Origin of the sequence: Bacillus safensis FO-36b (assembly GCF_000691165.1) — a bacterium.
In the GTDB taxonomy this organism is placed as follows: domain Bacteria; phylum Bacillota; class Bacilli; order Bacillales; family Bacillaceae; genus Bacillus; species Bacillus safensis.
The window spans coordinates 181952-205434 of the sequence record NZ_ASJD01000002.1 but is presented as its reverse complement, the minus strand read 5'-3'; the positions used below and the strand labels follow the sequence as shown (position 1 = coordinate 205434).

Annotated in this window: 25 protein-coding genes and 1 pseudogene; 22 read left to right on the top strand and 4 right to left on the bottom strand. The window is 43.2% G+C overall.

Going from position 1 to position 23483, the window contains the following annotated elements; translation table 11 throughout:
- Nucleotides 1-21: 21 nt before the first annotated feature.
- The 3 genes from BA81_RS05505 to nagA are packed head-to-tail and all read right to left on the bottom strand — an operon-like array spanning nucleotide 22 to nucleotide 2681.
- Nucleotides 22-747 (bottom strand): GntR family transcriptional regulator, encoded by a 726-nt coding sequence (locus tag BA81_RS05505; RefSeq protein ID WP_034281054.1) that lies wholly within the window; start codon nucleotides 745-747, stop codon nucleotides 22-24.
- An 18-nt stretch (nucleotides 748-765) separates the two neighbouring features.
- Complete coding sequence (nagB, locus tag BA81_RS05500; RefSeq protein WP_034281053.1) at nucleotides 766-1491, bottom strand: glucosamine-6-phosphate deaminase; 726 nt, start codon at nucleotides 1489-1491, stop codon at nucleotides 766-768.
- The gene (gene nagA / locus BA81_RS05495) at nucleotides 1488-2681 is read right to left on the bottom strand and encodes an N-acetylglucosamine-6-phosphate deacetylase (RefSeq protein ID WP_034281051.1); all 1194 of its coding nucleotides are present in this window, start codon (nucleotides 2679-2681) and stop codon (nucleotides 1488-1490) included. The genes nagB and nagA overlap by 4 nt, the downstream gene beginning before the upstream one ends.
- Before the next feature lie 177 nt (nucleotides 2682-2858).
- Between nagA and hprK the strand changes: the two genes are divergently transcribed.
- The 8 genes from hprK (at nucleotide 2859) to BA81_RS05455 (ending at nucleotide 8663) form a co-directional block, all read left to right on the top strand.
- Nucleotides 2859-3791 (top strand): HPr(Ser) kinase/phosphatase, encoded by a 933-nt coding sequence (gene hprK, locus BA81_RS05490; protein WP_024423572.1) that lies wholly within the window; start codon nucleotides 2859-2861, stop codon nucleotides 3789-3791.
- An 11-nt stretch (nucleotides 3792-3802) separates the two neighbouring features.
- Nucleotides 3803-4627: a prolipoprotein diacylglyceryl transferase gene (gene lgt / locus BA81_RS05485; protein WP_034281049.1), complete on the top strand. Its 825-nt coding sequence runs from the start codon at nucleotides 3803-3805 to the stop codon at nucleotides 4625-4627.
- A gap of 19 nt (nucleotides 4628-4646) precedes the next feature.
- Nucleotides 4647-5591 (top strand): nucleoside recognition domain-containing protein, encoded by a 945-nt coding sequence (locus tag BA81_RS05480; RefSeq protein ID WP_034281047.1) that lies wholly within the window; start codon nucleotides 4647-4649, stop codon nucleotides 5589-5591.
- Entirely contained in the window at nucleotides 5588-6238 is a 651-nt protein-coding gene (gene ppaX / locus BA81_RS05475; RefSeq protein ID WP_024423569.1) for a pyrophosphatase PpaX, read from the top strand. Before BA81_RS05480 ends, ppaX begins: the two co-directional genes overlap by 4 nt.
- Nucleotide 6239: 1 nt before the next feature.
- The gene (locus BA81_RS05470; RefSeq protein ID WP_024423568.1) at nucleotides 6240-6758 is read left to right on the top strand and encodes an acyltransferase; all 519 of its coding nucleotides are present in this window, start codon (nucleotides 6240-6242) and stop codon (nucleotides 6756-6758) included.
- Between the two features lie 69 nt (nucleotides 6759-6827).
- A complete protein-coding gene (locus BA81_RS05465) occupies nucleotides 6828-7256 on the top strand; it encodes an Rrf2 family transcriptional regulator (RefSeq protein WP_024423567.1) in 429 nt (142 codons plus the stop codon).
- A gap of 87 nt (nucleotides 7257-7343) precedes the next feature.
- A complete protein-coding gene (locus BA81_RS05460) occupies nucleotides 7344-7985 on the top strand; it encodes an NAD(P)-dependent oxidoreductase (protein ID WP_034281044.1) in 642 nt (213 codons plus the stop codon).
- A gap of 45 nt (nucleotides 7986-8030) precedes the next feature.
- Nucleotides 8031-8663 carry a DsbA family protein gene (locus tag BA81_RS05455; protein WP_034281043.1) on the top strand — a complete coding sequence of 211 codons (633 nt, stop codon included), beginning with the start codon at nucleotides 8031-8033 and terminating at the stop codon, nucleotides 8661-8663.
- A 41-nt stretch (nucleotides 8664-8704) separates the two neighbouring features.
- Here the strand turns inward: BA81_RS05455 and BA81_RS05450 are convergent, their stop codons facing one another.
- Complete coding sequence (locus BA81_RS05450) at nucleotides 8705-9493, bottom strand: C39 family peptidase (protein ID WP_034281042.1); 789 nt, start codon at nucleotides 9491-9493, stop codon at nucleotides 8705-8707.
- 233 nt (nucleotides 9494-9726) lie between these two features.
- On the opposite strand from BA81_RS05450, the gene BA81_RS05445 reads away from it, so the two are divergent.
- The 14 genes and pseudogenes from BA81_RS05445 to BA81_RS05380 all read left to right on the top strand — a co-directional run bounded on the left by BA81_RS05445 (nucleotide 9727) and on the right by BA81_RS05380 (nucleotide 23480).
- Nucleotides 9727-10902, top strand: a complete 1176-nt coding sequence (locus BA81_RS05445; protein ID WP_034281040.1) for an ATP phosphoribosyltransferase regulatory subunit — start codon at nucleotides 9727-9729, stop codon at nucleotides 10900-10902.
- Nucleotides 10895-11542: an ATP phosphoribosyltransferase gene (gene hisG / locus BA81_RS05440; protein WP_034281039.1), complete on the top strand. Its 648-nt coding sequence runs from the start codon at nucleotides 10895-10897 to the stop codon at nucleotides 11540-11542. The genes BA81_RS05445 and hisG overlap by 8 nt, the downstream gene beginning before the upstream one ends.
- The gene (hisD, locus tag BA81_RS05435; protein WP_034281038.1) at nucleotides 11539-12825 is read left to right on the top strand and encodes a histidinol dehydrogenase; all 1287 of its coding nucleotides are present in this window, start codon (nucleotides 11539-11541) and stop codon (nucleotides 12823-12825) included. The genes hisG and hisD overlap by 4 nt, the downstream gene beginning before the upstream one ends.
- On the top strand, nucleotides 12825-13409 hold the full coding sequence (gene hisB, locus BA81_RS05430) for an imidazoleglycerol-phosphate dehydratase HisB (RefSeq protein WP_034281037.1): 585 nt from the start codon (nucleotides 12825-12827) through the stop codon (nucleotides 13407-13409). The genes hisD and hisB overlap by 1 nt, the downstream gene beginning before the upstream one ends.
- On the top strand, nucleotides 13409-14047 hold the full coding sequence (gene hisH, locus BA81_RS05425) for an imidazole glycerol phosphate synthase subunit HisH (protein WP_034281036.1): 639 nt from the start codon (nucleotides 13409-13411) through the stop codon (nucleotides 14045-14047). Before hisB ends, hisH begins: the two co-directional genes overlap by 1 nt.
- Nucleotides 14044-14781, top strand: coding sequence for a 1-(5-phosphoribosyl)-5-[(5-phosphoribosylamino)methylideneamino]imidazole-4-carboxamide isomerase (gene hisA, locus BA81_RS05420; RefSeq protein WP_034281035.1), 738 nt, complete (start codon nucleotides 14044-14046; stop codon nucleotides 14779-14781). The genes hisH and hisA overlap by 4 nt, the downstream gene beginning before the upstream one ends.
- A complete protein-coding gene (gene hisF, locus BA81_RS05415) occupies nucleotides 14778-15536 on the top strand; it encodes an imidazole glycerol phosphate synthase subunit HisF (protein WP_034281034.1) in 759 nt (252 codons plus the stop codon). The genes hisA and hisF overlap by 4 nt, the downstream gene beginning before the upstream one ends.
- A pseudogene (gene hisE / locus BA81_RS05410) lies at nucleotides 15533-16245 on the top strand (phosphoribosyl-ATP diphosphatase). The gene hisF and the pseudogene hisE overlap by 4 nt, the downstream one beginning before the upstream one ends.
- Nucleotides 16246-16376: 131 nt before the next feature.
- Nucleotides 16377-17837, top strand: a complete 1461-nt coding sequence (locus tag BA81_RS05405; protein WP_034281032.1) for a tetratricopeptide repeat protein — start codon at nucleotides 16377-16379, stop codon at nucleotides 17835-17837.
- Nucleotides 17838-18201: 364 nt separating this feature from the next.
- Nucleotides 18202-19587, top strand: coding sequence for a C40 family peptidase (locus BA81_RS05400; RefSeq protein WP_034281030.1), 1386 nt, complete (start codon nucleotides 18202-18204; stop codon nucleotides 19585-19587).
- A gap of 233 nt (nucleotides 19588-19820) precedes the next feature.
- The gene (trxB, locus tag BA81_RS05395; protein WP_087976242.1) at nucleotides 19821-20771 is read left to right on the top strand and encodes a thioredoxin-disulfide reductase; all 951 of its coding nucleotides are present in this window, start codon (nucleotides 19821-19823) and stop codon (nucleotides 20769-20771) included.
- Nucleotides 20772-21128: 357 nt separating this feature from the next.
- Complete coding sequence (locus BA81_RS05390) at nucleotides 21129-21593, top strand: 8-oxo-dGTP diphosphatase (protein ID WP_034281027.1); 465 nt, start codon at nucleotides 21129-21131, stop codon at nucleotides 21591-21593.
- 39 nt (nucleotides 21594-21632) lie between these two features.
- A complete protein-coding gene (gene rapZ / locus BA81_RS05385; protein WP_034281443.1) occupies nucleotides 21633-22520 on the top strand; it encodes an RNase adapter RapZ in 888 nt (295 codons plus the stop codon).
- Nucleotides 22521-23480: a gluconeogenesis factor YvcK family protein gene (locus BA81_RS05380; protein ID WP_034281026.1), complete on the top strand. Its 960-nt coding sequence runs from the start codon at nucleotides 22521-22523 to the stop codon at nucleotides 23478-23480.
- Nucleotides 23481-23483: the final 3 nt, after the last annotated feature.

Here is a 23483-nt window from a genome sequence, read left to right as displayed (position 1 = left end):
GCTCCGTGTCAGGGGCACTGTTTATCTTTCCATTGTATGAATGAGCTTGTAACGATCCCCTCTATAAACGGAAACAACATACTCAAATGGAATGTCTTGTTGAAAAAAAGTCGTTCTTGTTATGGACAGCACAGGGTCTCCTGCTAGAATAGACAGCAAGTGTGCTTCTTCCTTTGAGGCAACATTGGCTTCAAGCTCCTGTTTGGCATGAGCAATGACATGGCCAGTGTGAGTTTCAATATATTCATATAAAGAGCCAGTTAAATGTTTCTTTGTTAAATCTCCTGCAAATCTTTCAGGTATATAGCTCGTTTCAATCGCCATCGGTTCATCATTTGCAAGGCGTATCCGTTTTAGTTCAAATACAGCATCACTATTAGTCAGCTGTAAGACGGGCAGCAAGTGCTCTGGACATGCGGTTTTTTTAAAGTCAATCAGCTGGCTTGATGCTTTGAGCCCACGGTGGCGCATATCCTCTGAAAAGCTTGTTAAGCCTTGAAGCGGCTGTTCAAATTTTTTCCGGCTAACAAAGGTGCCTTTTCCTTTTTGACGATACAAATATCCTTCGTTCACAAGATTCGATAAGGCTTGTCTGACAGTCATTCGACTAATACCAAAGCGTTCTGCATATTCTCTTTCAGAAGGAATGAGTGTATCAGGTGCTAATGTTCCATCCTCAATCTGCTTTTTCAAGTTCTCCATAATCTGATGGTACATCGGAATAGGTGACTGCTTATCAATAAACATGTGAAAATCCTCTCGTTTTTAGCGTAGTGATCCAGCTTCTCGATCAATCATAACCGTTACATCTTCATGAAGTTTCAGTGCAGACGCTGGGAAGTCCGGATGAATCTCTGCCCGTTCTAAATATTGTATCACTTTCGCTTTTGATTTTCCCGAAGCAAGAAGGAGAATCTTTTTACTTGAAAGAATGCTCGCGATTCCCATTGTGATGGCATGTGTAGGTACCTCATCAATAGAAGAAAAGTATCTTGCGTTAGCCTGTCTCGTGTTTTCATCTAACTGCACGACATGAGTCTTTGAGTTGAAAGGGGTACCTGGTTCGTTAAAACCGATATGCCCATTTTGACCGATTCCAAGGAGCTGAAGATCGATGCCGCCTACATCCTCAATGAGCTGGTCATATCTTAAGCATTCCTTTTCTAAATGAGCTGCTTTGCCATTTGGAAGAAAATACTGATCCTGAGGGAGATCAATATGGTCAAATAAATGACGTTTCATGTAGGTCATATAACTATTTTCGTGTTCTGGATTGAGTCCTGCATATTCATCTAAATTGATTGTTTTTGTTTGCTTGAAAGACAGTTGATTCGCTTGATGAAGTTGAATTAACTCTTTGTAAGTTTCAATAGGTGTACCTCCCGTCGCTAGGCCGAGTACGGCATCGGGTTTAGCAGCTATTGTTCTTGCAATAATGGCAGCTGCTTCTTTCCCTAATTGATCTTTGCTTTCAAATTCGATGATGTTCATGAGTGGTTGGCCTCCTTTTTTTCAAAGACGATTTGTCCACGGCAGATCGTCATCATCAGTTCACCAGATTCATCCCAAATCACCAAATCTGCTATTTTTCCAATTTCGATGGAACCGAGCTGTTGGTCAAGACCCAGTTGAGCGGCTGCATTGGTTGAGGTCATCTTCGCAATCTCTGTCCATTCACAATTTGTGAGCTGTTTCATCCGTTTGACGCCATCTTTCATTCGCAAAATTGATCCTGCAAGTGTCCCATCGTCCAGCAATGCTTTTTCGCCGCTGACTGTGACCGTCTGACCGCCAAATTCGTATGTTCCATTCCCAAGACCTTTTGCACGCATTGAGTCTGTGATCATGATCAAACGATCACTTCCTTTTGCCAAATACGCAAGCTTGATGGAAAGAGGGTGGGAGTGAATCCCATCTGTGATCAGCTCGGTATAAAGGTTCTCATTCGTAAGAGCAGCACCTACAGCATTCGGTTCACGATGCTGAAACGAACTCAGTGCATTATAAAGGTGTGTTACATGGCGTGCACCATGCTTAGCTGCTAAATTCATCATGTCATGATGGGCATTCGTATGTCCAATAGATGGGATCATGTTCATTTCCTGTAACATGGAAAGGAAAGCAAAATCTGTGTCTTCCTCAGGCGCAAACGTGACAATTCGAATGAGCTGTTCAGAAGCATCCAGCCATTTTTTAAAAAGCGGAATATCGGGCTGTTTAATCCATTGAACAGGCTGTGCCCCTGCCTTATCTTTAGAAATAAATGGACCTTCTAGGTGGATTCCTATACATTGTGCCTGACTTCCTGCTTGTTCTTCATTACTTTGTTTCCACTGAGCGACATTTTTAAGTGCCTGCTCAATCTCATGATGGTTTTGTGTGATGGTTGTCGCTAAAAAACTTGTCGTTCCTTCGGACGGAAGGTTGTCAGCGAGTGTATTCATTGCTTCTGCTGTCGCATCCATCATGTCTGCACCATATCCGCCATGGATGTGAATATCAATCATTCCAGGGAGTAAATAAAAGTTTTCCCGGGAAATATATACTTTTTCATAATTTCCTGTCGGTGGAGATGTTGAAATATAGTCAATCTTGCCATCGCGTAAACCGACAAAACCGTTTTCAATGATCTTTGTCTTTGTCACAATATGAATATTGGAGAGCAATAAAGAACCGCTCATGTTTGAGCCCCCTTATTCGTTATCTTTACTTTAAGTTTACTCTTTTTAAGTATAGTTGTCTATACCAGTTAGGGCGGTCAAACAGGAACAGGATAAAATACTGTTTTGGGTTCATCATTGAAAGTGATAAAATAGAGCTGTATTTCTGAATCGCCTGTGATAAAAGGAGGAAGAAGCGTGCCGAAAGTTCGTACGAAGGACATAATGGAACAATTTCATCTTGAACTGGTAAGTGGGGAAGAAGGGATTAATCGTCCCATTACAATCAGTGATCTTTCCAGACCAGGTATTGAAATGGCTGGTTATTTTACATATTACCCAAAAGAAAGAGTTCAACTTTTAGGGAAAACAGAGCTTTCTTTTTTTGAACAGCTCCCAGAACGCGAACGAAAGCAGAGAATGATGTCTCTTTGTACAGATATTACCCCTGCGATTATTTTGTCACGAGATCGTGATGTCCCGAAGGAATTAATCGAAGCATCAAATGAAAATGGCGTGCCCGTTTTACGATCTAGCCTAAAAACGACAAGACTTTCGAGTCGATTGACCAACTTTTTAGAAAGTAAGCTTGCACCAACGACTGCTATTCATGGTGTGCTCGTAGATGTATATGGTGTAGGTGTATTATTAATTGGGAAAAGCGGAGTAGGAAAAAGTGAAACAGCCTTAGAATTAGTGAAGAGGGGACATCGGCTTGTCGCAGACGATTGCGTGGAAATCCGTCAAGAGGATCAGGATACATTAGTCGGGAGCGCACCAGAGCTGATTGAACATCTTTTGGAAATCCGCGGGTTAGGTATTATTAATGTGATGACCTTATTTGGAGCAGGCGCTGTTAGAAGCTATAAGAGAATTACGATTGTAATGAACCTTGAGCTTTGGGAACAAGGCAAACAGTATGATCGTTTAGGACTTGAAGAAGAGAAAATGCGCATCATCGATACAGATGTGCCGAAGCTGACGATCCCTGTACGGCCAGGTCGAAACTTAGCTGTCATCATTGAGGTGGCTGCGATGAACTTCAGGCTGAAACGTATGGGACATAATGCAGCAGAACAATTTACAAGTAAACTTGCCGATGTCATTGAAGACAATGGCCAGGATGAATAGGAGTTGACTATATGAACGAAGCAATTCAGCCAATTGATCCGATTGCTTTTCAGCTTGGACCTATTTCGGTTCATTGGTATGGTGTGATTATTGGGGTCGGGGCCTTGCTTGGACTCTGGCTCGCACTGAGAGAATGTGAAAAAAGAGGAATCGATAAAGATATGTTTATTGACTTAATCTTATTTGCCATTCCAATAGCCATTATTTGTGCACGAATTTATTATGTATCTTTCGAATGGGATTACTATCAGCAGCACCCAAACGAAATCATTAAAATTTGGAATGGTGGAATTGCGATTCACGGCGGGCTGATCGGTGCCGTGCTGACAGCCATCGTTTTTACAAAAGTGAGAAAGGTATCCTTTTGGAAAATAGCTGACGTCGCAGCACCTAGTATTTTACTAGCGCAGGCAATTGGGCGCTGGGGGAACTTTATTAACCAAGAAGCGCACGGTGAGGCGGTTTCAAGAACCTTTTTAGAAAATTTGCATCTGCCTGAGTTTATCATTAATCAAATGTATATTGATGGGACCTATTATCACCCGACGTTCTTATACGAATCATTCTGGAATCTTGCCGGTGTTGTCATATTGATTTTATTACGCAGAACATCGCTGAGAAGAGGCGAAATCTTCTTGTCTTATTTAATTTGGTATTCAATCGGCCGTTTCTTCATAGAAGGGATGAGAACAGACAGTTTAATGCTGACAGAGCATCTTCGAATCGCACAGATGATTTCGATTGCGATATTCGTAGTGGCTGTTCTACTGATTTTCTTTAGAAGAATGAAAGGATACGCATCGATTCCGTATAAAGAGAACAACTCATCGAATTAAGCAGGGGGGATCATAAGAGATGGGAGAGACATGGAAAAACGGCTTGAAGGCAGGGCTATCGACAACTTGGACACTTGGCAAAGTCATCTTTCCAGTTACCATTCTCGTCAGTATCTTGCAGCATACGCCTGTAATGGGTTGGATCATACAATTCATTCGGCCATTTATGGGGGTGTTTGGTCTTTCGGGAGAAGCGGCTATTCCGCTTGTATTAGGAAACATGCTGAACTTGTATGCGGGGATTGCGGCCATTTTGACATTAGAGCTTCCTGTGAAGGAAGTGTTTATTTTGGCAGTGATGCTGTCCTTTTGCCATAACCTGATCATCGAATCGACAGTGGCAGCAAAGGTTGGACTGAGAGTATCTGTGATTTTGTTGGTCAGAATCAGTCTTGCTGTTATTTCGGCTATTGTCATTCATCTCGTTTGGCAGGGAGGCGAGGAGCCGGCGCAATATGGACTACTGACGGCAGCTCAGGCGGCTGATGTGCCTTCCAGCTGGTACATGATCGTCCTGCTTGCTTTACAAAAAGCTGTACTCGGTGTGCTCCAGCTCGCCTGTATCGTCATCCCTCTCATGGTCATCATTCAATTCATGAGAGATTTAGGGTGGCTTCATACACTGTCTAAGTGGCTGTCACCTTTTACTAGAATGCTTGGAATGAAAGAAAATACATCTATGACGATGGTGGCTGGATTAACGATTGGTCTGGCGTACGGAGCCGGCGTGATGATGAAGGCAGTGGAAGAGGACGGTGTGAGTAAAAAGGACTTAACTCTTGCCTTTATTTTCCTCGTTGCCTGCCATGCGGTGGTCGAAGATACGCTGATTTTTATACCACTTGGTATTCCAGTATGGCCGCTTCTTGTCATCCGCCTGATTTCTGCAATTTTATTGACAGCTGCTATTAGCTATATTTGGCGGAAGCGGGAACTTGCAGCTGTTAGAAAGGAAGCCATATGAACGAATCGACGATCAACACAGTGCTATTTGATTTAGATGGCACATTAATCAATACAAATGAATTAATTATTGCTTCATTTCAGCATACGCTGGATCATTATTACCCTGGTCAGTACAGCCGTGAGGATATTCTTCATTTCATTGGTCCGTCCTTGTTTGATACATTCTCTGCGATGGACCCTGATTTGACGGATGATATGATTCAGATGTACCGCACGTTTAATCATAAGCAGCATGATCTGCTTGTGACTGAATATGAGACCGTTATCGACACATTGAAAGTCCTGCAGGATCGAGGATTTAAGCTCGGTATTGTCACAACGAAGATACGGGATACGGTTTTAATGGGATTGAAGCTGACCGGTTTAGAGCCGTTCTTTGAGGTCATTGTGACGCTCGATGATGTGCAAAATGAGAAGCCGCATCCGGAGCCTGTTCAGCTGGCATTATCAAAGCTTGGCAGTGATCCGCATGAAGCGGTGATGGTCGGTGATAATTATCACGATATTTTGTCTGGTCAAGCGGCAGGGACAAAAACGGCAGGTGTTGCTTGGTCGATTAAGGGAGAAGAGGCGCTTTTAAAGCATCGCCCTGATTTCATGCTGAAGAAAATGAGTGATCTCCTGGCGATTGTTGGAGCTGATTAAGTTGAGAAAAACAGATCGTTATCCTGTAAAAGGGGTCAATTCACTGCGGCAAGTCTATCGGACAGTTCCCTTTTTCAAAGTGGTGAAAAACTTCATTTTTATTCAAATGGCAAGGTACACGCCTTTTATGGGAATGAAAAATTGGATATACCGAACCTTCCTTCGTATGAAGGTCGGCGAGGATACGGCGTTCGCCTTAATGGTGATGGTTGATCTGATGTTTCCTGAGAAAATCACTGTCGGTCGAAATAGTGTGATCGGCTATAATACGACCATCTTGTCCCATGAGTATTTGATTAAAGAGTACAGACTTGGGGAAGTCTATATTGGTGATGAAGTTTTAATTGGAGCTAATTCAACTATTTTACCTGGTGTGACCATTGGGGATGGTGCGATCGTATCGGCTGGTACACTTGTTCATAAGGATGTGCCAGCAGGCTCATTTGTTGGAGGAAATCCAATGCGCATGATTTATACGAAAGAAGAAATGGAAGCACGTCAATCTACGTCTGCTGAGTAGCTCGGCAGACTTTTTTGTTGACAATGTGACATGGTGTAACTATAATGATTACAACAGAGGTGAGAAAACATGAAAATCAGCAGCAGATTTACTGTCGCTGTCCATATTCTGGCCTTGCTATCACTTGAAAAAGGATCATTACAGACATCGGAGGATATCGCGGGAAGTGTGAATACAAACCCAGTGGTCATCCGCCGCATTATGAGTAAATTAAAAAAAGCTGGCCTAATCTCAACGAGTCTTGGCAAAGGCGGTTCTCAGCTGAACCGCAGTGAAGACGACATCACACTGCTCGATGTGTATAAAGCGGTTGAAGTCGTGGATGAGGGAGAATTGTTTCAAATTCATGAAAGCCCAAATCCTGACTGTCCGATCGGTGCAAATATTCAAGCGGTGCTTGAATTAATTTTATGCCGCGCTCAAAGTGCGATGGAGCAAGTACTTGCTGAGATCAAATTAAGTGAACTAACGCATGTGCTAATCAAAAAAATTGGATGATCTATTCAATTTTTTTTACCTCTGTTGTAACCGTATTAGTTACACCTTTCTTTATCAACATAAAACCATATTGCAGGAGGAGTTAACATGAAAATTGGAATTATTGGCGCAACAGGTAAAGCAGGACAAGAAATTGTGAAAGAGGCTCAATCAAGAGGACATGAAGTAACGGCGATCGTCCGAGATGCACAAAAGGTGACAGATTCATCACTAGCTGTTCTTGAGAAGGATGTGTTTCACTTGCAAGCAGAAGACATCAAAGGCTTTGATGTGATTGTAAATGCATTTGGCGCACCTGCTGGAAAAGAGCACCTGCACGTAGAAGCTGGGAAAAAGATGATCGATATTTTAAAAGAGGCACCTGAGACTCGTTTGATCGTTGTGGGCGGAGCAGGAAGTCTATTTGTAGATGAGGCGAAAACAACAAGACTAGTGGACACACCAGAGTTTCCTAAAGAATATGCTGCTACGGCTTCACAGCAAGGAGAAAACCTAAAAGATCTTCAACAGACAGAGGGATTAAAATGGACCTTCCTCAGTCCAGCTGCATTCTTTAATCCAGCTGGCAAACGTACAGGTTCTTACGTGAAAGGGAAAGACCATCTGATTGTCAATTCTAAAGGTGACAGCTATGTGAGCTATGCTGACTACGCCATTGCGCTGGTTGATGAGGTGGAGCAGGCAGCCCATGTTGGAGAACGTTTTACCGTTGTATCTGAAGCTGAATAAGCAGTTTCATGACCGCCTAAAAATGATAAATGGGGAGTCTAACGTATGAATGAGCAAGAATTGTCTTTCATCTATGTATGGGATGCATATTGTGGCTGGTGTTATGGATTTTCAAACAGTATCCGCACTTTGCATGAAAATCATCCGGAGATATCATTAACACTTGTGTCGGGTGGTTTATTTGTAGGGGAAAGAAGTCTTCCAATAAAGGATTATCCACACATTTCAGAAGCAAATCAGCGTATTAGTCAGCTGACTGGTGTCGAGTTTGGTGAACGTTATCAGGAGCTGCTAGCAAACGGAACGTTTCTTTTAGACTCTGAAGCTGCGGCCATTGGTTTTTCTGCATTAAGATCCATCGCACCTGAGCGCGCATTGCACTTGGCTTCATCGATGCAAAAGGCTTTTTATCAAGACGGAAAAAGCCTGAGTGATGAAGAAACGTATCGGGAGATCGCTTTGGCGCATCATCTTGATCCTGACGCAGTCATTGAACGCATGAAAACAAAAGAAGCGATGAATGATGCGTATGCCGACTTTGCGAAGGTTCATCAACTTCAGGTGAACGGCTATCCTACACTTTTATTAAAAAGAGGGGAAGAATACTTTAGCCTGGGCGGAGGTGCGATGACAGCTGAAAAGCTTGAAGACCGCCTGAAGGAATTACTAGAAAAATAAATCATTCAAAAACAACCTCTATGCGGATAGAGGTTGTTTTTTTACGCTTTAATGATAATCGCCTGACTGCCCATCTGTTCCCAAGAATCTTCAAACTGATCACGGTCGACTTTTTGATTCTTTTCTCCATAGGGGTTATTCAAGTAGACATGCTCCTTGTCATAGCCTGTGATGACCACGCTATGCATATTAAAGCTTACATTTATTTTGCCATTCGGTGTATTCCAAGTTTCGATGTTATCTGTTTTGTCAAAGGTGGATGTCGTAATCACCCAGACAGGATAGCCCTTTTCAAGTGATTGATAGATGGCCTTTTTAACAGGCTTTCCGGTTAAGTCGACAACTTGATCGCCTGCATATTTTTTCGCAAGCTGATAAATCGGTTCGTGGTAAACACCAAGACCCGGCCCATTCTCCATATCGCCTACAAACCCGTCATGAGGGTCTCCTTTTAAGCCATTTTCATAATTGAGCGGAACACGTTTTACTTCATTTGCCAACTTGTTTTTCGTTACATGCTCATAGCCGCTGTAATGAAGCAGCATCGCTAAGCTCGTGACTTCGCATCCGTTATAAAGCCTTGGCGCATCCATTTGATTGTAGAGGATGACGTCCATGGCTTTTTTGCTTCCTTTTAATGAATGATGTGTGGTTTCTGCTTTTTTCGTTGAACGAGTTTCTTCAGCTGCAAGTGCCGTATCGTTTTCTTTTGCTGCTTTTTGCGGCGAAGCTGTTTTCTTGACTTGATCGATTTGCGAAACGTATATAAAGCCGAAATAAACAAGACATGCGCACAACAAAGTTAAGATGAATGTCTGGATGAACTTCACTGTTAATCTCCTGTGTTATTCAATATTTTTAAGTATTATAGCACGTTCTTTCTTCGAACATACAGAAAAGGCACAGGTGTCACTCGAATGTAATAATTCCAGAATATGTTGATGAAAATAGGGGGAAATAAAAATGATTGATTTAATCGCTTTATTTTGTTAGCATATTATCATATTAGCGAACTAAAGGATTCGGAATTTTTTGTTTTAATGTGTTGGAGGTGCGGAAGAACATGTTTATGTTTGAGAAACCATATGGTATGCGGGATTCATTACCTGGATTGTATGAGACGAAGAAAAAAGTGAGACATTCTTTAACAGAGGTCATGACTGGTTGGGGTTTCCGTTTGATGGAGACACCAACGCTTGAATTTTACGATACAGTCGGTGTTCAATCGGCGATTACAGATACACAGCTCTTTAAGCTGCTTGATCAAAACGGGCAAACCCTTGTACTGAGACCTGATATGACGGGGCCGATTGCAAGAGTGGCGGCTTCCAAGCTTCACCAGCAGGCGTATCCGCTTCGTGTTGGGTATGCAGCCAACGTGTTCCGAGCGCAGGAAAGAGAAGGCGGAAGGCCGTCAGAATTTGAGCAGGTCGGAATTGAATTGATTGGTGATGGTTCGATTAGTGCAGATGCTGAAGTCATCGCGCTTGCCGTATTTGCCTTAAAAAATGCCGGGCTAAGGTCCTTCAAAATCGCGATCGGGCATGTCGCTTTAGCAGAGACGTTATTTGTCGATGTACTCGGAAATACAGAGCGTGCAAATGTCCTTCGCCGCTTCTTATATGAAAAGAATTATGTGGGATACCGTCAGCATGTGAAACAATTACCGCTCTCCTCCATCGATAAAACGAGGCTGTTACAGCTTTTAGAGTTAAGAGGCGGCCAAGAGGTAATAGGGCGGGCAGAGGAAATCGTCGTTTCACAAGAAGGAAAAGAAGTGCTCGCACAGTTAAAGTCGCTTTGGGAGACACTTGAAGATTACGGCTGTACAGAATATATCCGTTTAGATTTAAGCATGGTGAGTCATATGAGCTATTATACGGGTATTTTGTTTGAAGTATTTGCAGATCATGTTGGGTCGGTCATCGGAAGCGGCGGGAGATATGATCAATTGCTTGCTCATTTTGATGCACCTGCACCAGCTACAGGGTTCGGACTTCGACTAGACCGTCTTCTTGAAGCGCTCGATGCAAAAGAAATTGTTGAGCCGCAGGAGGCTGTGATTTTTAGCAAAGAACAAAGACTGGAAGCTTTTGCTTTTGCAGAAAAGGAGCGGTCAAAAGGGAAAAAGATCGTCCTGCAAGACTTAGCGGGGATTGAAAATATTGACGCGATGACCAAGGCATTTGAGCAGGTGACTTATTTTATCGGTGCTAGAAAGGAAGAGCAAAATGGGTAAAGTGTTGACGATGGCGATGCCAAAGGGTCGGATATTTGAAGAAGCAGCAGGGCTGTTAAGACAGGCGGGGTACCAGCTGCCAGAGGAATTCGAGGATTCAAGAAAATTAATCATTGATGTACCAGAAGAAAACCTCCGCTTTATTTTAGCCAAGCCAATGGATGTGACCACCTACGTAGAGCACGGCGTGGCGGATGTTGGCATTGCAGGGAAGGATGTCATGCTTGAAGAAGCTCGTGATGTGTACGAAGTGCTCGATTTAAACATCAGTAAATGTCATTTAGCTGTTGCTGGCTTGCCAGGAGCGAGCTGGGGGGGTGTCGCACCGCGTGTGGCGACAAAGTACCCAAATGTTGCATCGTCCTATTTTAGAGAGCAAGGGGAGCAGGTGGAGATCATTAAGCTGAATGGTTCCATTGAATTAGCACCGCTCATTGGGCTTGCCGATCGCATTGTGGACATTGTCTCCACAGGTCAAACACTAAAGGAAAATGGCCTTGTGGAAACGGAGCATATTTGTGATATCACGTCACGTTTTATTGTGAATCCTGTGAGCTATAGGATGAAGGATAAGGTGATCGATGAAATGGCGCAGCGTCTTGCAAGAATCATTGAAGGAGAAGGGGAGGAATCATCATGAACATCACCTGCATACAAGAAGGTGAGACAGATACTCTCTCACTCAAACGGTCTTTAGATACAGGAACAGAAGAGCAGCGTCAGGCTGTTCAGCGCATTATACAAGAAGTAAGAACAAATGGTGATGAAGCTGTACGGTCTTTTACAAAGCAATTTGACGGGGTGTTGATTGAAGATCCACTTGTCACAGAGGAGGAAATGGCAAAAGCCTGCGACCGCTTGGATAAAGAGATGATTCAGATTATCCAAACGGCTATCAAGCATATTCGCACATACCACGAGCGCCAGCTGACGTCCTCTTGGTTTTATCACCAAAAGGACGGCTCAATGCTAGGACAAAAGGTAACACCGCTTGATGCAGTAGGTGTGTATGTCCCCGGTGGAACAGCTGCCTATCCATCATCTGTATTAATGAATGTGATCCCTGCGCTAGTCGCAGGCGTTGAACGAATCGTTCTTGTGACACCCCCTGGGAAAGATGGCTGTCTCTCTGACGCTGTCTTGGCTGCGGCGAAGGAGCTTGGTATTTCTGAGATGTATAAAATGGGCGGTGCACAGGCGGTTGCGGCACTTGCCTATGGAACGGAAAGCATCAAACCTGTTGATAAAATCACAGGTCCAGGCAACATTTATGTCGCGCTGGCAAAGCGGGAAGTATTTGGTCAGGTAGACATTGATATGATTGCAGGGCCAAGTGAAATTGCAGTCCTAGCAGACGAAACAGCAGTCGCGCATGAGGTAGCGGCGGATTTACTTTCGCAGGCAGAGCATGATGCGCTGGCATCTAGTATTTTGGTGACACCGTCTAAGACACTTGCTGAAAGCGTGCAGGCTGAAGTAAGAAAGCAGCTTGATAGTTTACCGAGAAAATCAATCGCAGCAAAATCTATACAAGATCATGGCCGTATTTACGTGACAGAATCAATCGATCGTGCAGTAGACGTCATCAATCAATTAGCACCAGAGCACTTAGAGGTGCTGACAGCATACCCAGAATCACTTCTTGGTCAAATCAAGCATGCTGGTGCGATTTTCTTGGGACGATATAGTCCAGAGCCGGTGGGCGATTATTTTGCAGGACCGAATCATGTGCTGCCAACAAACGGAACAGCTCGATTCTCCAGTCCGCTTGGTGTGACTGATTTTCAAAAGAAAACGAGCATTATTTCATATAGTCAAGAAGCCTTTGAAACACACCGGGAAAGCATTGCGGCTTTTGCCAGATTAGAAGGGCTTGAAGCACATGCAAGGTCGATTGAAGCGAGAAAGCGGGAGGAATCGTAATGAGACAGGCGGAAACATCGAGAAAAACAAATGAAACGAACATTTCATTAGCGCTAGAAATTGATGGAGAAGGAAAAGCGGATATTCAAACAGATGTCCCTTTTATGACGCACATGCTCGATTTATTTACGAAGCATGGACACTTTAATTTGACCGTCGATGCGAAAGGAGATACGGATGTTGATGATCACCACACAACAGAAGATATCGGCATTGTACTTGGGCAAATGTTTAAGGAAGCGTTAGGCGATAAAAAGGGAATTAAGCGGTATGGATCAAGCTTTGTTCCGATGGATGAAACACTTGCCCAGGTCGTGGTCGACTTAAGCAATCGTCCTCATTTGGAAATGAGAGCGGCCTTTCCGAGTCAAAAGGTTGGTACCTTTGATACAGAGCTAGTGCATGAGTTTCTGTGGAAATTTGCACTTGAAGCCCGGATCAACCTTCATGTCATTGTTCACTACGGAACCAATACACATCATATAATTGAAGCCATTTTTAAAGCGATGGCACGTGCCTTAGATGAAGCAACAACTATTGATCCACGTGTGAAAGGAATTCCTTCAACAAAGGGGATGCTCTAATGATCGGAGTCATTGATTACGGAATGGGAAATTTGTTCAGCGTATCAAAAGCACTGGAACGAGCAGGTGCCCGCTATATCGTCTCCTCTGATGTAGAGGAGCTGAAAAAAGCAGATGCTTATATTTTGCCTGGGGTCGGTTCGTTTCATGATGCAATGCAGCTGTTAAAAGAGACTGGACTTGAGGCGTTTATCCATCAAGTCGTAGAGGAAGGAAAGCTGTTATTCGGCATTTGCCTTGGTATGCAGCTGTTATTTGAAGAAAGCGAAGAGGCAGGACACACAAAAGGATTGGGTCTGTTAAAAGGGCGTGTCGTTCTTTTAAAGGATCGTGATCAGGACGGGCAAAGGCTGAAGGTACCTCATATGGGGTGGAATGAGCTCACGTTTCATCAGCCCTCCCCATTGTTTGACGGTGTGCCAGAAGGATTTGCGTACTTTGTTCATTCTTATTATGTGAGTGATATGAATCCAGATGAGCAATTAGCAAGCGCGGACTATGGTGTTCAAGTACCAGCTGTTGCTGGCAAGGGAAATGTGCTTGGAGCACAGTTTCACCCTGAAAAAAGCAGTACAACGGGAATGGCGCTGCTCAAACAATTTATTCAATTAGCAAACGAACAGAAGGTGAACAAATGAGTGAGTTTACATTATATCCAGCGATTGATATGAGAAATGGCAAATGTGTACGTCTTGTGCAAGGAGATTATGATCAAGAAACCATTTATGGAGATTCACCGCTCGACATGGCCGCGCAATTTGTAAAAGAAGGAGCTAAATGGATTCATCTTGTCGATCTAGATGGTGCAAAAGCAGGGAAACGTGTCAATCATGAGCATGTGCTGGCGATTGCTTCCTCCTTAGATGTGAAGGTACAAATCGGCGGCGGTATTCGGTCGGAAGAAGACGTTGCCTTTTATTTAAAGAGCGGCGTAGATAGAGTGATTCTCGGCAGCTCAGCTGTTTCGAACCCAGTCTTTGTGAAAAAAATGCTGGCGCAATATGGAGAGAAAATCGCAATTGGGATTGATGCGCGAAATGGCTTTGTATCAACTGAAGGATGGCTTGAAACGTCTAAAGTGAAGGCAGAGGAACTCGGCAGGGAATTGGCAAAGGAAGGCGCAGAGGTCTTTATTTTTACCGATATTCAAATGGATGGCATGCTGTCTGGTCCCAATGTAGAAAGCACGGTTCGCTTAGCAGAAGCAACCGGCAAACAAGTGATTGCTTCAGGTGGTGTCAGCGCAGTAGCTGATCTTCAAAAGCTGTCAGCGCAAAAACAGTCTGGTGTGTCTGGTGCGATCGTTGGAAAAGCACTTTACACAAAGCAGTTTACTTTAGCAGAAGCATTTGAAGGGCTTGACCGCATATGATGACAAAACGAATCATCCCATGTCTTGATGTGAAGGAAGGGCGTGTTGTCAAAGGGGTGCAATTCCTAGGCTTAAAGGATGCTGGTGATCCGGTCGAATTAGCGCAGATCTATGATGAGGAAGGGGCGGATGAACTAGTCTTCCTTGATATTTCCGCTTCTCATGAAGGCCGGAAAACGATGGTGGATGTGGTCAAACAAGTCGCGTCCACTCTTGCGATACCATTTACGGTGGGAGGCGGGATTAACCATCTTGATGACATGAAGCGTATATTAAGAGCGGGTGCAGACAAAGTATCTGTCAACACAGCAGCTGTGTTAAGGCCGGAACTGATTTCAGAAGGTGCTGACTTTTTTGGCTCCCAGTGTATCGTTGTTGCAATTGATGCAAAATACGATGAAGAGAAAAAAGCATACATGGTCTATACACACGGAGGACGCCGTCAAACAGATTTAGAGGTCAGCGACTGGGCGAAGGAAGCTGTGCAAAGAGGGGCAGGAGAGATTTTGCTGACAAGTATGGATGCCGATGGTGAAAAGACAGGCTTTGATCATCGATTGACAAAGCTTGTATCAGAGGCAGTCAATGTGCCAGTTATTGCTTCTGGCGGCGCTGGCAATGCCCAGCATATGCTAGAGGCCTTTACAAAAGGAGAAGCTGATGCAGCATTAGCAGCATCTATTTTCCATTATAAAGAAACCTCCATTCATGAGGTGAAGACATATTTGAGAGAACACGGGGTGAAGGTCAGATGAAACAGGCAAATGAATTAACCTTTAATGAGGCAGGCCTGATTCCTGCGATTGTACAGGATGCTCAAAGTAAGGAAGTATTGACGCTTGCGTATATGAATCAAGAATCCTATGAAAAAACGCTGGAGACAGGTGAAACATGGTTTTATAGCCGGTCGAGAAACGAGCTTTGGCACAAAGGCGCCACCTCTGGACATACCCAGCAAGTGATTTCTATTCGATATGACTGTGACAAGGACGCTCTGCTTGTCCTTGTCGCGCCGGCGCCACCTCTGGACATACCCAGCAAGTGATTTCTATTCGATATGACTGTGACAAGGACGCTCTGCTTGTCCTTGTCGCGCCAAGCGGCCCAGCCTGCCATACTGGCAGCTATAGCTGTTTTTCAGAAGAAGGCGTGAAGCGCCAAAGCGAAGAGCAGGATCGTTTTGCGATATTAAATGAACTTGAACAGGTCATTGCAAAGCGTCAGGCGGAAATGCCAGAAGGGGCTTATACAACCTATCTATTTGAAAAAGGGGTCGATAAAATCCTGAAAAAGGTAGGGGAAGAGGCGTCTGAGGTGATCATTGCAGCGAAAAACCGGGATCAAGAAGAATTGAAATGGGAAACTGCTGACCTCCTCTATCATCTTCTTGTATTATTACGTGAACAGCAATTGCCGCTTGATGATGTATTAAAGGTATTAAAAAAACGTCATCAAGGTGAATGAAAAGCCGGGGGATATCCCTGGCTTTTTTATTTTAAATGAAAAACAAATCCTTCCTTTCTTTTTGTTCTATGTGACGACTGGTGAAGTATGTTATACTACACACGGTACACTGTTCGAAATGGAGGGTATCGGTGAGTAAATACACTTCTCAAAATAATCACACACAAGTCGTCCAGCTATTTCAAGATGGGCATTACTTTTTTCATAAAGGTCTTAAAGCATATAGAGAAAGAAATCTGTCCAGAGCAAGTAAGCTGATACAGCGGGCCATCGTACTTGAGCCTGAAAATGTAGAAATGCTGTCACAGCTTGCCATTATCTATACTGAAATGGGTCATTACCAGCAATCAAACGAACTGCTTGATTTTATCCTTGAACACATCGATGAAAACATGTCTGAGTGCCACTATTTTAAAGCCAATAATTATGCGAATCTCGGACTGTTTCAAGAGGCATATAAATCAGCTACTGCTTATGCCGCGCTGGAAGAGAACGGGGAATTTGCGGATGAAAATGAAGACCTTCTTGACCTGCTCGATATGAGCGACGAAGAGGACGAAGATTTTCCTTATGATCAGGATGACCTGATTGTGAAGCAGGATCAAGCAAACCATTTGCTAGAAAGCGGCAGACTCGATGAAGCCATTGAGATGCTGGAACAGATGATTGTTGAGTATCCAGAATTTTGGTCAGCGTATAATAATCTTGCTTTGGCCTATTTTTATTCTGGCCGAATCCATCAGGCGAAAGAAATGTTGAACCGGGTCCTTCTTGAAAATCCCGGTAATCTGCATGCCCTTTGCAATCAGCTAGTCTTCTACCATTATGAAAAAGAAGAAGAAAAGGTCAACGTGTTAGCAAAGCAGTTAACGCACGTGTATCCAATACTAAGTGAACAGCGTTATAAGCTTGGCGCAACATTTGCCCTTGTGGGAGAATTTGAATGGGCCTTTAAATGGCTTTATTCTTTGTACAAAACAGGTTTTCAGGGAGATAGTACATTTTTATACTGGCTTGCAAGCGCAGCCTATCATACAGGCCACAAAACACTCGCCCAAACGGTTTGGGATAAGATGGTTGAAGAAGATATCGACGCAGATGAAATCAAGCCGTGGCAGGATAAACCTGAGGAGACTGAGCCAATGGTCTCGATTGAGGAACGGCTGACTGCATACTATGTCAGTAAACAAAAAGGGGAACGTGACGTACTGCAGTCTGTCCTTGATGCACGCGCAGCGAAAACGGCCTTTGAACAGCAATTTATAGAACTGCTTTTGTATGAAGATGAAATGAAAGAAAAGTCTTTTTCAGAAGATGCTGTTTTTGCAAAACAGGCGGCATCCAGTCTGGAGGAAGCGGTTCAGCCTGACAGCCATATGCCTTATTTTTGGTTATTCCATATTATTCAGCAGGCACGTGCTTCTGGTATTGATAAGAAAAATGCGCCTGCCTGGGCAGCAGCATCTTATTATCTATGGATGAATGAACAAGAAGAAGCAGCTGTCAGCAAAAAAGACGTTGCGTCCGCTTTTCAGATCAGTGTTCAAACACTGTTTAAATACGAACGAAAGATCTGTACGTTAATCGATTAAATAGGTAAATAGATTCAGAACATCCCAGCATGGCCGAAAAGGTCATGCTTTTTTCTTGGATAAAAAGGTGTGATTTGCAAGGAATTGGCGAAGTATGACAATCACGACATGTTTTTGAAACATAAATGTAATAAAAATATTAGCTCATTTTGTCGATGTCTCATGTATAATGAAAATCGTGGATTAAAACAAAGATAGATATTTAAATATTTTACTATACATAATGAAACACCTAGTGATAGAAACAATCTGGTCAACATCTGACTGAACAATCAGGAAGAAAGACATAGAGAGCACAGATTGGTCGCAGAGAATTTGCTGCTTTCTAATGTCGCTTGGGAAATTGTCAAAGGAGGAACTATTCGTGAAAAAGTTTATTACTTTCGGTTTAGCTTCGGTGATCGGAGCGAGCGGTTTATTTATTCCATTTACGCATGAAGCAAACGCACAGAACTTTGAACAAAAGAAACAAGAACTAGACAGCAAGCAGTCTGAGGTAAACAAGAATCTTCAAAAGAAAAAAGAAGAGCTTTCAAAGCTTGAAGCAAAACAAGAGGCACTTGCACAAAAGCTTAAGGATATTGATGAGAAAGCTTTAAAAACAAGTGATCAAATCGAAGAAAAACAAAAAGAAAATGAAAAAACAAAAAAAGAAATCAAAGCACTGAAAAAAGAAATTGCCGATACAGAAAAACGTATTGAAGAAAGAAACGAGTTCTTGAAAAAGCGTGTACGTGCCCTTCAAGAGAGCGGCGGTTCTACGAAATACATAGATGTATTACTAGGAGCAAAAAGCTTTAGCGATTTCATCAGCCGTGCAGGTGCAGTATCTACACTGATCAACGCAGACAGTGAAATCATTAAAGAGCAGGAAAAAGACAAAGCAGAACTTCAAAAGTCTGAAAACGAATTAAACACAAAGCTTGAAAATGTGCAAAACACACTTGCAAAGCTTGAAACGCTTCAATCAGACTTGAATAAACAGCTTGATGAAAAAGACAAGCTATTCAAGCAAGTGAAAAAGCAAAAAGGAAGTGCTTTTTCTGAAATCAGCGAGTTAAACAGTGAGGCTAACAGCATTGCATCTGAAAAAGACGCAACAATCGCTGCACAAAAACAAGCTGAAAAAGAAGCAAGAGAAGCAGCTCAAAAAGCAAAAGAAGAAAAAGCGCAAAGACAACAGCAGCAGCGTCAAGCTAGTGTTCAAGCGGAAGACAACAGCTCAAATAACGATAGCAGCCCGTCTTCAAGTAACAGTGGATCATCTAATGACAACAATAACAGCAACAGCAGTTCACCAAGCAAGAAGCCATCTTCTGGCGGTGGATCACCTGTCAGCAGTAACGTAGGCGGAATTGAAGGTGCGATCAGCACAGGTTCTACGATTGTTGGACAATCTCCATATAAATGGGGCGGCGGCAGATCACAAGCCGATATTGACGCACGTCGTTTTGACTGTTCTTCATTCGTTCGCTGGGCATTTGCATCAGCAGGCATCAACCTTGGACCAGTTGGCGGTACAACAACAGATACGCTTGTAGGTAAAGGAAGAGCTGTAAGTGCATCTGACATGAAACGCGGAGACCTTGTGTTCTTTGATACGTATAAAGTAAATGGACACGTTGGTATTTACTTAGGAAACGGTTCATTCTTGAACGACAACAGCTCTCGCGGTGTTTCAGTTGACTCAATGAACAACGTATACTGGAAAAAAGCTTTCAATGGCGTTGTAAGAAGAGTCGTTGAATAAATCATTACTTTTTATATAACCGTAAACAGGCTTCCTTAAACAGCAGTTTAAGGAAGCTTTTTCTTTTTTGAAGATATGAGCAAATGATTCGCTTATTCCCCGCAGATTTAATAGGATATGGGTAAGGAATAAAAGCTAAGAGTGGAAATGATGCTCTCTGTCATGAATGGAAGCATCACCCAAGGGCATTCTAATAAGAAATGCGAGCAGCAATTGAAGAGGGAGTGACAGTTGTGTCAGAAGAAAAAATCTACGATACGATCATCATTGGAGCGGGTCCTGCCGGAATGACAGCCGCTGTTTATACATCACGGGGAAATCTTTCAACATTAATGATTGAAAGAGGAATTCCAGGCGGACAAATGGCGAATACGGAAGATGTCGAGAACTATCCTGGCTTTGAAAGCATTTTGGGGCCGGAACTTTCAAATAAAATGTTTGAGCATGCGAAGAAATTCGGTGCAGAGTATGCATATGGCGATATTAAAGAAATCGTGAACGGTGAAGAATACAAAATCGTCAAAGCCGGCTCAAAAGAATACAAAGGACGCTCTGTCATTATCGCGGCAGGGGCTGAATACAAAAAAATCGGGGCACCAGGTGAAAAAGAACTTGGCGGCCGCGGCGTATCATATTGTGCAGTATGTGACGGGGCTTTCTTTAAAAACAAAGAACTTGTCGTCATTGGCGGCGGTGATTCTGCGGTAGAAGAGGGTGTGTATCTCACACGCTTCGCTTCTAAAGTAACGATTATCCATAGACGCGATAAACTTCGTGCACAAAGCATTTTACAAGCGCGTGCCTTTGATAATGAAAAAATTGACTTCAAGTGGAACAAAACCGTCAAACAGATCAATGAAGAAAACGGGAAAGTCGGCAGTGTGACATTGGTTGATACGGTGACTGGTGAAGAAGAAGAGTTTAAAACAGACGGTGCCTTCATCTATATCGGAATGCTGCCGCTGTCTAAACCATTTGAAAATCTCGGCATTACAAATAAAGAAGGCTACATCGAGACAAACGAAAGAATGGAAACAAGAGTGGAAGGTATTTTCGCAGCTGGTGACATTCGTGAAAAAACACTTCGTCAAATTGTGACAGCAACAGGTGACGGAAGTATTGCAGCACAAAGCGCACAGCATTATGTAGAAGAGCTTGCTGAAAAACTCAAAGCAACGAAATAAAAGGCTGTCGTAAATCCTTAATATAGCGTCATGGGCTTTTAACTGGAATGTAACACGGGTGAAATAATTTTCCGTTATGATGAAACTAGTAATTGACCCCCTTTTATAAGGAATACATGTTTGGCACGGATGTGAATCCGTGTCCTTTTTTTTGCCTGAAATGAGAAATTCACGAGATGTTCACAAATGACGCATGGAGAACCATTAGATGCTGTAAAATAAAGAGTAGAGAAATTGCCCGTTACACGATCCAAACGAAAACCGGTCTGTTTTCGGGGAAGAACGGGCATGTTCATTGTGGGAGTCAGGTTGAACCTGTATAATAAGTTAAAGACATAAAAGAGTAGGTGACAGCTGATGCAACGAGTAACCAATTGTGTGCTGCATCACGAAGATCAAGTTCTCTTGCTGCAAAAGCCAAGACGGGGCTGGTGGGTAGCACCGGGCGGCAAAATGGAAAGCGGAGAATCGGTCAAGGATTCAGTCGTTCGAGAATATAGAGAAGAAACAGGTATTTATATTTTAAATCCGCAGCTGAAAGGTGTTTTTACCTTTATCATAAAAGAAGGCGATCAAATCGTTCAAGAGTGGATGATGTTCACCTTCATGGCAGATTCATTTACCGGAAAAAACGTAACAGAGTCAGAGGAAGGCGTTTTAAAATGGCATGACGTAAAGGATGTGCCTGATTTGCCGATGGCCCCAGGAGATTCCCATATTCTTGATTTCATGCTTAAAGGAAAAGGACTACTGCACGGCACTTTTACGTATACACCCGACTTTGAGCTGATTGCTTATCGGTTAGATCCTCAGGGAGAATAATACATGAACCGTTTTCATAAAGAAGGAGAGGAAGCAGGCATGAATACACACAAACAAGAAGATATTCAGCTTGTGATTATTACAGGAATGTCAGGTGCGGGGAAAACCGTCGCCATTCAAAGCTTTGAAGATTTAGGCTACTTTTGTGTTGATAACCTGCCGCCATCACTTTTACCGAAGTTCTTAGAGCTCATGAAGGAATCGAATTCCAAGATGAGCAAGGTCGCTCTTGTGATGGATTTGCGCGGACGCGAATTTTTTGACAGCTTAATTGCCGCCTTAGATGAAATGAGTGATCTTGACTGGATTACGCCAAGAATTCTATTTTTAGATGCAAATGATAAGGTGCTTGTCTCAAGATACAAAGAAACGAGACGTTCGCATCCCCTTGCGACAACAGGTTTGCCGCTCGAAGGAATTGAAATGGAGCGCGAGCTGTTAGAGGAGTTAAAAGGCCGGTCTCAAATGATTTTTGATACATCGGATTTAAAACCGAAACAGCTGCGAGAAAAAATTGTCACGCATTTTGCCACCAATCAAGGACAGGTGTTTACAGTAAATGTGATGTCCTTTGGTTTTAAATACGGCCTGCCGATTGATGCTGATCTTGTCTTTGACGTGAGATTCCTGCCGAATCCTTACTATATTGAGAGCATGCGTCCACAGACTGGAAACGATGAAGAAGTGCGCTCCTATGTGATGAAATGGAGTGAAACGCAAAAATTCACAGAGAAATTAATCGATCTCCTCAGCTTTATGCTTCCGTCCTATAAACGGGAAGGAAAAAGCCAGCTTGTGATTGCCATCGGCTGTACAGGCGGACAGCATCGATCTGTGACACTGGCCAACTATTTATCGGAGTATTTTAAAAACGATTACTATACACATGTCACTCACCGGGACATTGAAAAGAGAAGCAGAAAATAGATGACGACACTACCAAAGGTGGTCATTCTTGGCGGGGGCACTGGCTTATCTGTTTTGCTCAGAGGGCTTAAAACGAAGCCAGTGGACATTACCGCTATTGTAACGGTTGCTGACGACGGGGGCAGTTCAGGCAGACTGCGGCATGATTTGAATATTCCCCCTCCAGGAGATATTCGAAACGTCCTTGCGGCTCTCTCTGATGTGGAACCGCTAGTAGAAGATCTATTTCAGCACCGTTTTAACAAAGGGAATGACTTAACAGGCCACTCACTCGGCAACCTCATTCTTGCGGCCATGACAAATATAACCGGTGATTTTTTTCATGCCGTCACTGAAATGAGTAAGGTTTTAAATGTGAGAGGAAAAGTATTGCCAGCAGCAAATTCAAGTGTTGTTCTTCATGCTGAATTAGAAAATGGGCAAATGGTGACAGGAGAATCGAAAATTCCCACCTATGGTGAGCGAATCAAACGAGTGTTCCTCACACCCGATACGATTGAACCGCTGCCAGAATCCATTCAAGTCATTCGTGAGGCGGATTTGATCGTCATTGGGCCCGGCAGCCTGTATACAAGTATTTTACCAAACTTGCTTGTCCCGCATATTGGAGAAGAAGTGATTCGCTCTAAGGCGAAAAAAGTATATATTTGCAATGTCATGACGCAGCCGGGGGAAACGCTTTCCTACAGTGCAGCTGATCATGTTCAGGCATTAAATGATCATATGGATCGTCCATTTATCGATACGATTTTTGTGAACAATAAAGAAATTCCAGAAGAAATCAAAGCAAAATATGCAGAAGAACAGGCACAGCCTGTCCAATTCGACACAGATGCACTGAAAGCAATGGGACTAGAAGTGATTCCTGGAGAAATCATTACATATGACCAGCATGTCATTCGTCATGACACGCTGAAAGTAGCCTCGCTGCTTGTCGACCTGCTGCATCAGAAAAAATAGGAA

Bases quoted from the DNA above. Each gene is read 5' to 3' on its own strand.
- BA81_RS05505 (WP_034281054.1), bottom strand. From the start codon at position 747: ATGTTTATTGATAAGCAGTCACCTATTCCGATGTACCATCAGATTATG.
- BA81_RS05380 (WP_034281026.1), top strand. From the start codon at position 22,521: ATGACGACACTACCAAAGGTGGTCATTCTTGGCGGGGGCACTGGCTTA.
- BA81_RS05480 (WP_034281047.1), top strand. From the start codon at position 4,647: ATGGGAGAGACATGGAAAAACGGCTTGAAGGCAGGGCTATCGACAACT.
- lgt (WP_034281049.1), top strand. From the start codon at position 3,803: ATGAACGAAGCAATTCAGCCAATTGATCCGATTGCTTTTCAGCTTGGA.
- hisA (WP_034281035.1), top strand. From the start codon at position 14,044: ATGAGTGAGTTTACATTATATCCAGCGATTGATATGAGAAATGGCAAA.
- hisB (WP_034281037.1), top strand. From the start codon at position 12,825: ATGAGACAGGCGGAAACATCGAGAAAAACAAATGAAACGAACATTTCA.
- rapZ (WP_034281443.1), top strand. From the start codon at position 21,633: ATGAATACACACAAACAAGAAGATATTCAGCTTGTGATTATTACAGGA.
- nagB (WP_034281053.1), bottom strand. From the start codon at position 1,491: ATGAACATCATCGAATTTGAAAGCAAAGATCAATTAGGGAAAGAAGCA.
- BA81_RS05465 (WP_024423567.1), top strand. From the start codon at position 6,828: ATGAAAATCAGCAGCAGATTTACTGTCGCTGTCCATATTCTGGCCTTG.
- hisD (WP_034281038.1), top strand. From the start codon at position 11,539: ATGAACATCACCTGCATACAAGAAGGTGAGACAGATACTCTCTCACTC.
- BA81_RS05390 (WP_034281027.1), top strand. From the start codon at position 21,129: ATGCAACGAGTAACCAATTGTGTGCTGCATCACGAAGATCAAGTTCTC.
- hisH (WP_034281036.1), top strand. From the start codon at position 13,409: ATGATCGGAGTCATTGATTACGGAATGGGAAATTTGTTCAGCGTATCA.
- BA81_RS05460 (WP_034281044.1), top strand. From the start codon at position 7,344: ATGAAAATTGGAATTATTGGCGCAACAGGTAAAGCAGGACAAGAAATT.
- ppaX (WP_024423569.1), top strand. From the start codon at position 5,588: ATGAACGAATCGACGATCAACACAGTGCTATTTGATTTAGATGGCACA.
- BA81_RS05445 (WP_034281040.1), top strand. From the start codon at position 9,727: ATGTTTATGTTTGAGAAACCATATGGTATGCGGGATTCATTACCTGGA.
- nagA (WP_034281051.1), bottom strand. From the start codon at position 2,681: ATGAGCGGTTCTTTATTGCTCTCCAATATTCATATTGTGACAAAGACA.
- hisF (WP_034281034.1), top strand. From the start codon at position 14,778: ATGATGACAAAACGAATCATCCCATGTCTTGATGTGAAGGAAGGGCGT.
- hisG (WP_034281039.1), top strand. From the start codon at position 10,895: ATGGGTAAAGTGTTGACGATGGCGATGCCAAAGGGTCGGATATTTGAA.
- BA81_RS05455 (WP_034281043.1), top strand. From the start codon at position 8,031: ATGAATGAGCAAGAATTGTCTTTCATCTATGTATGGGATGCATATTGT.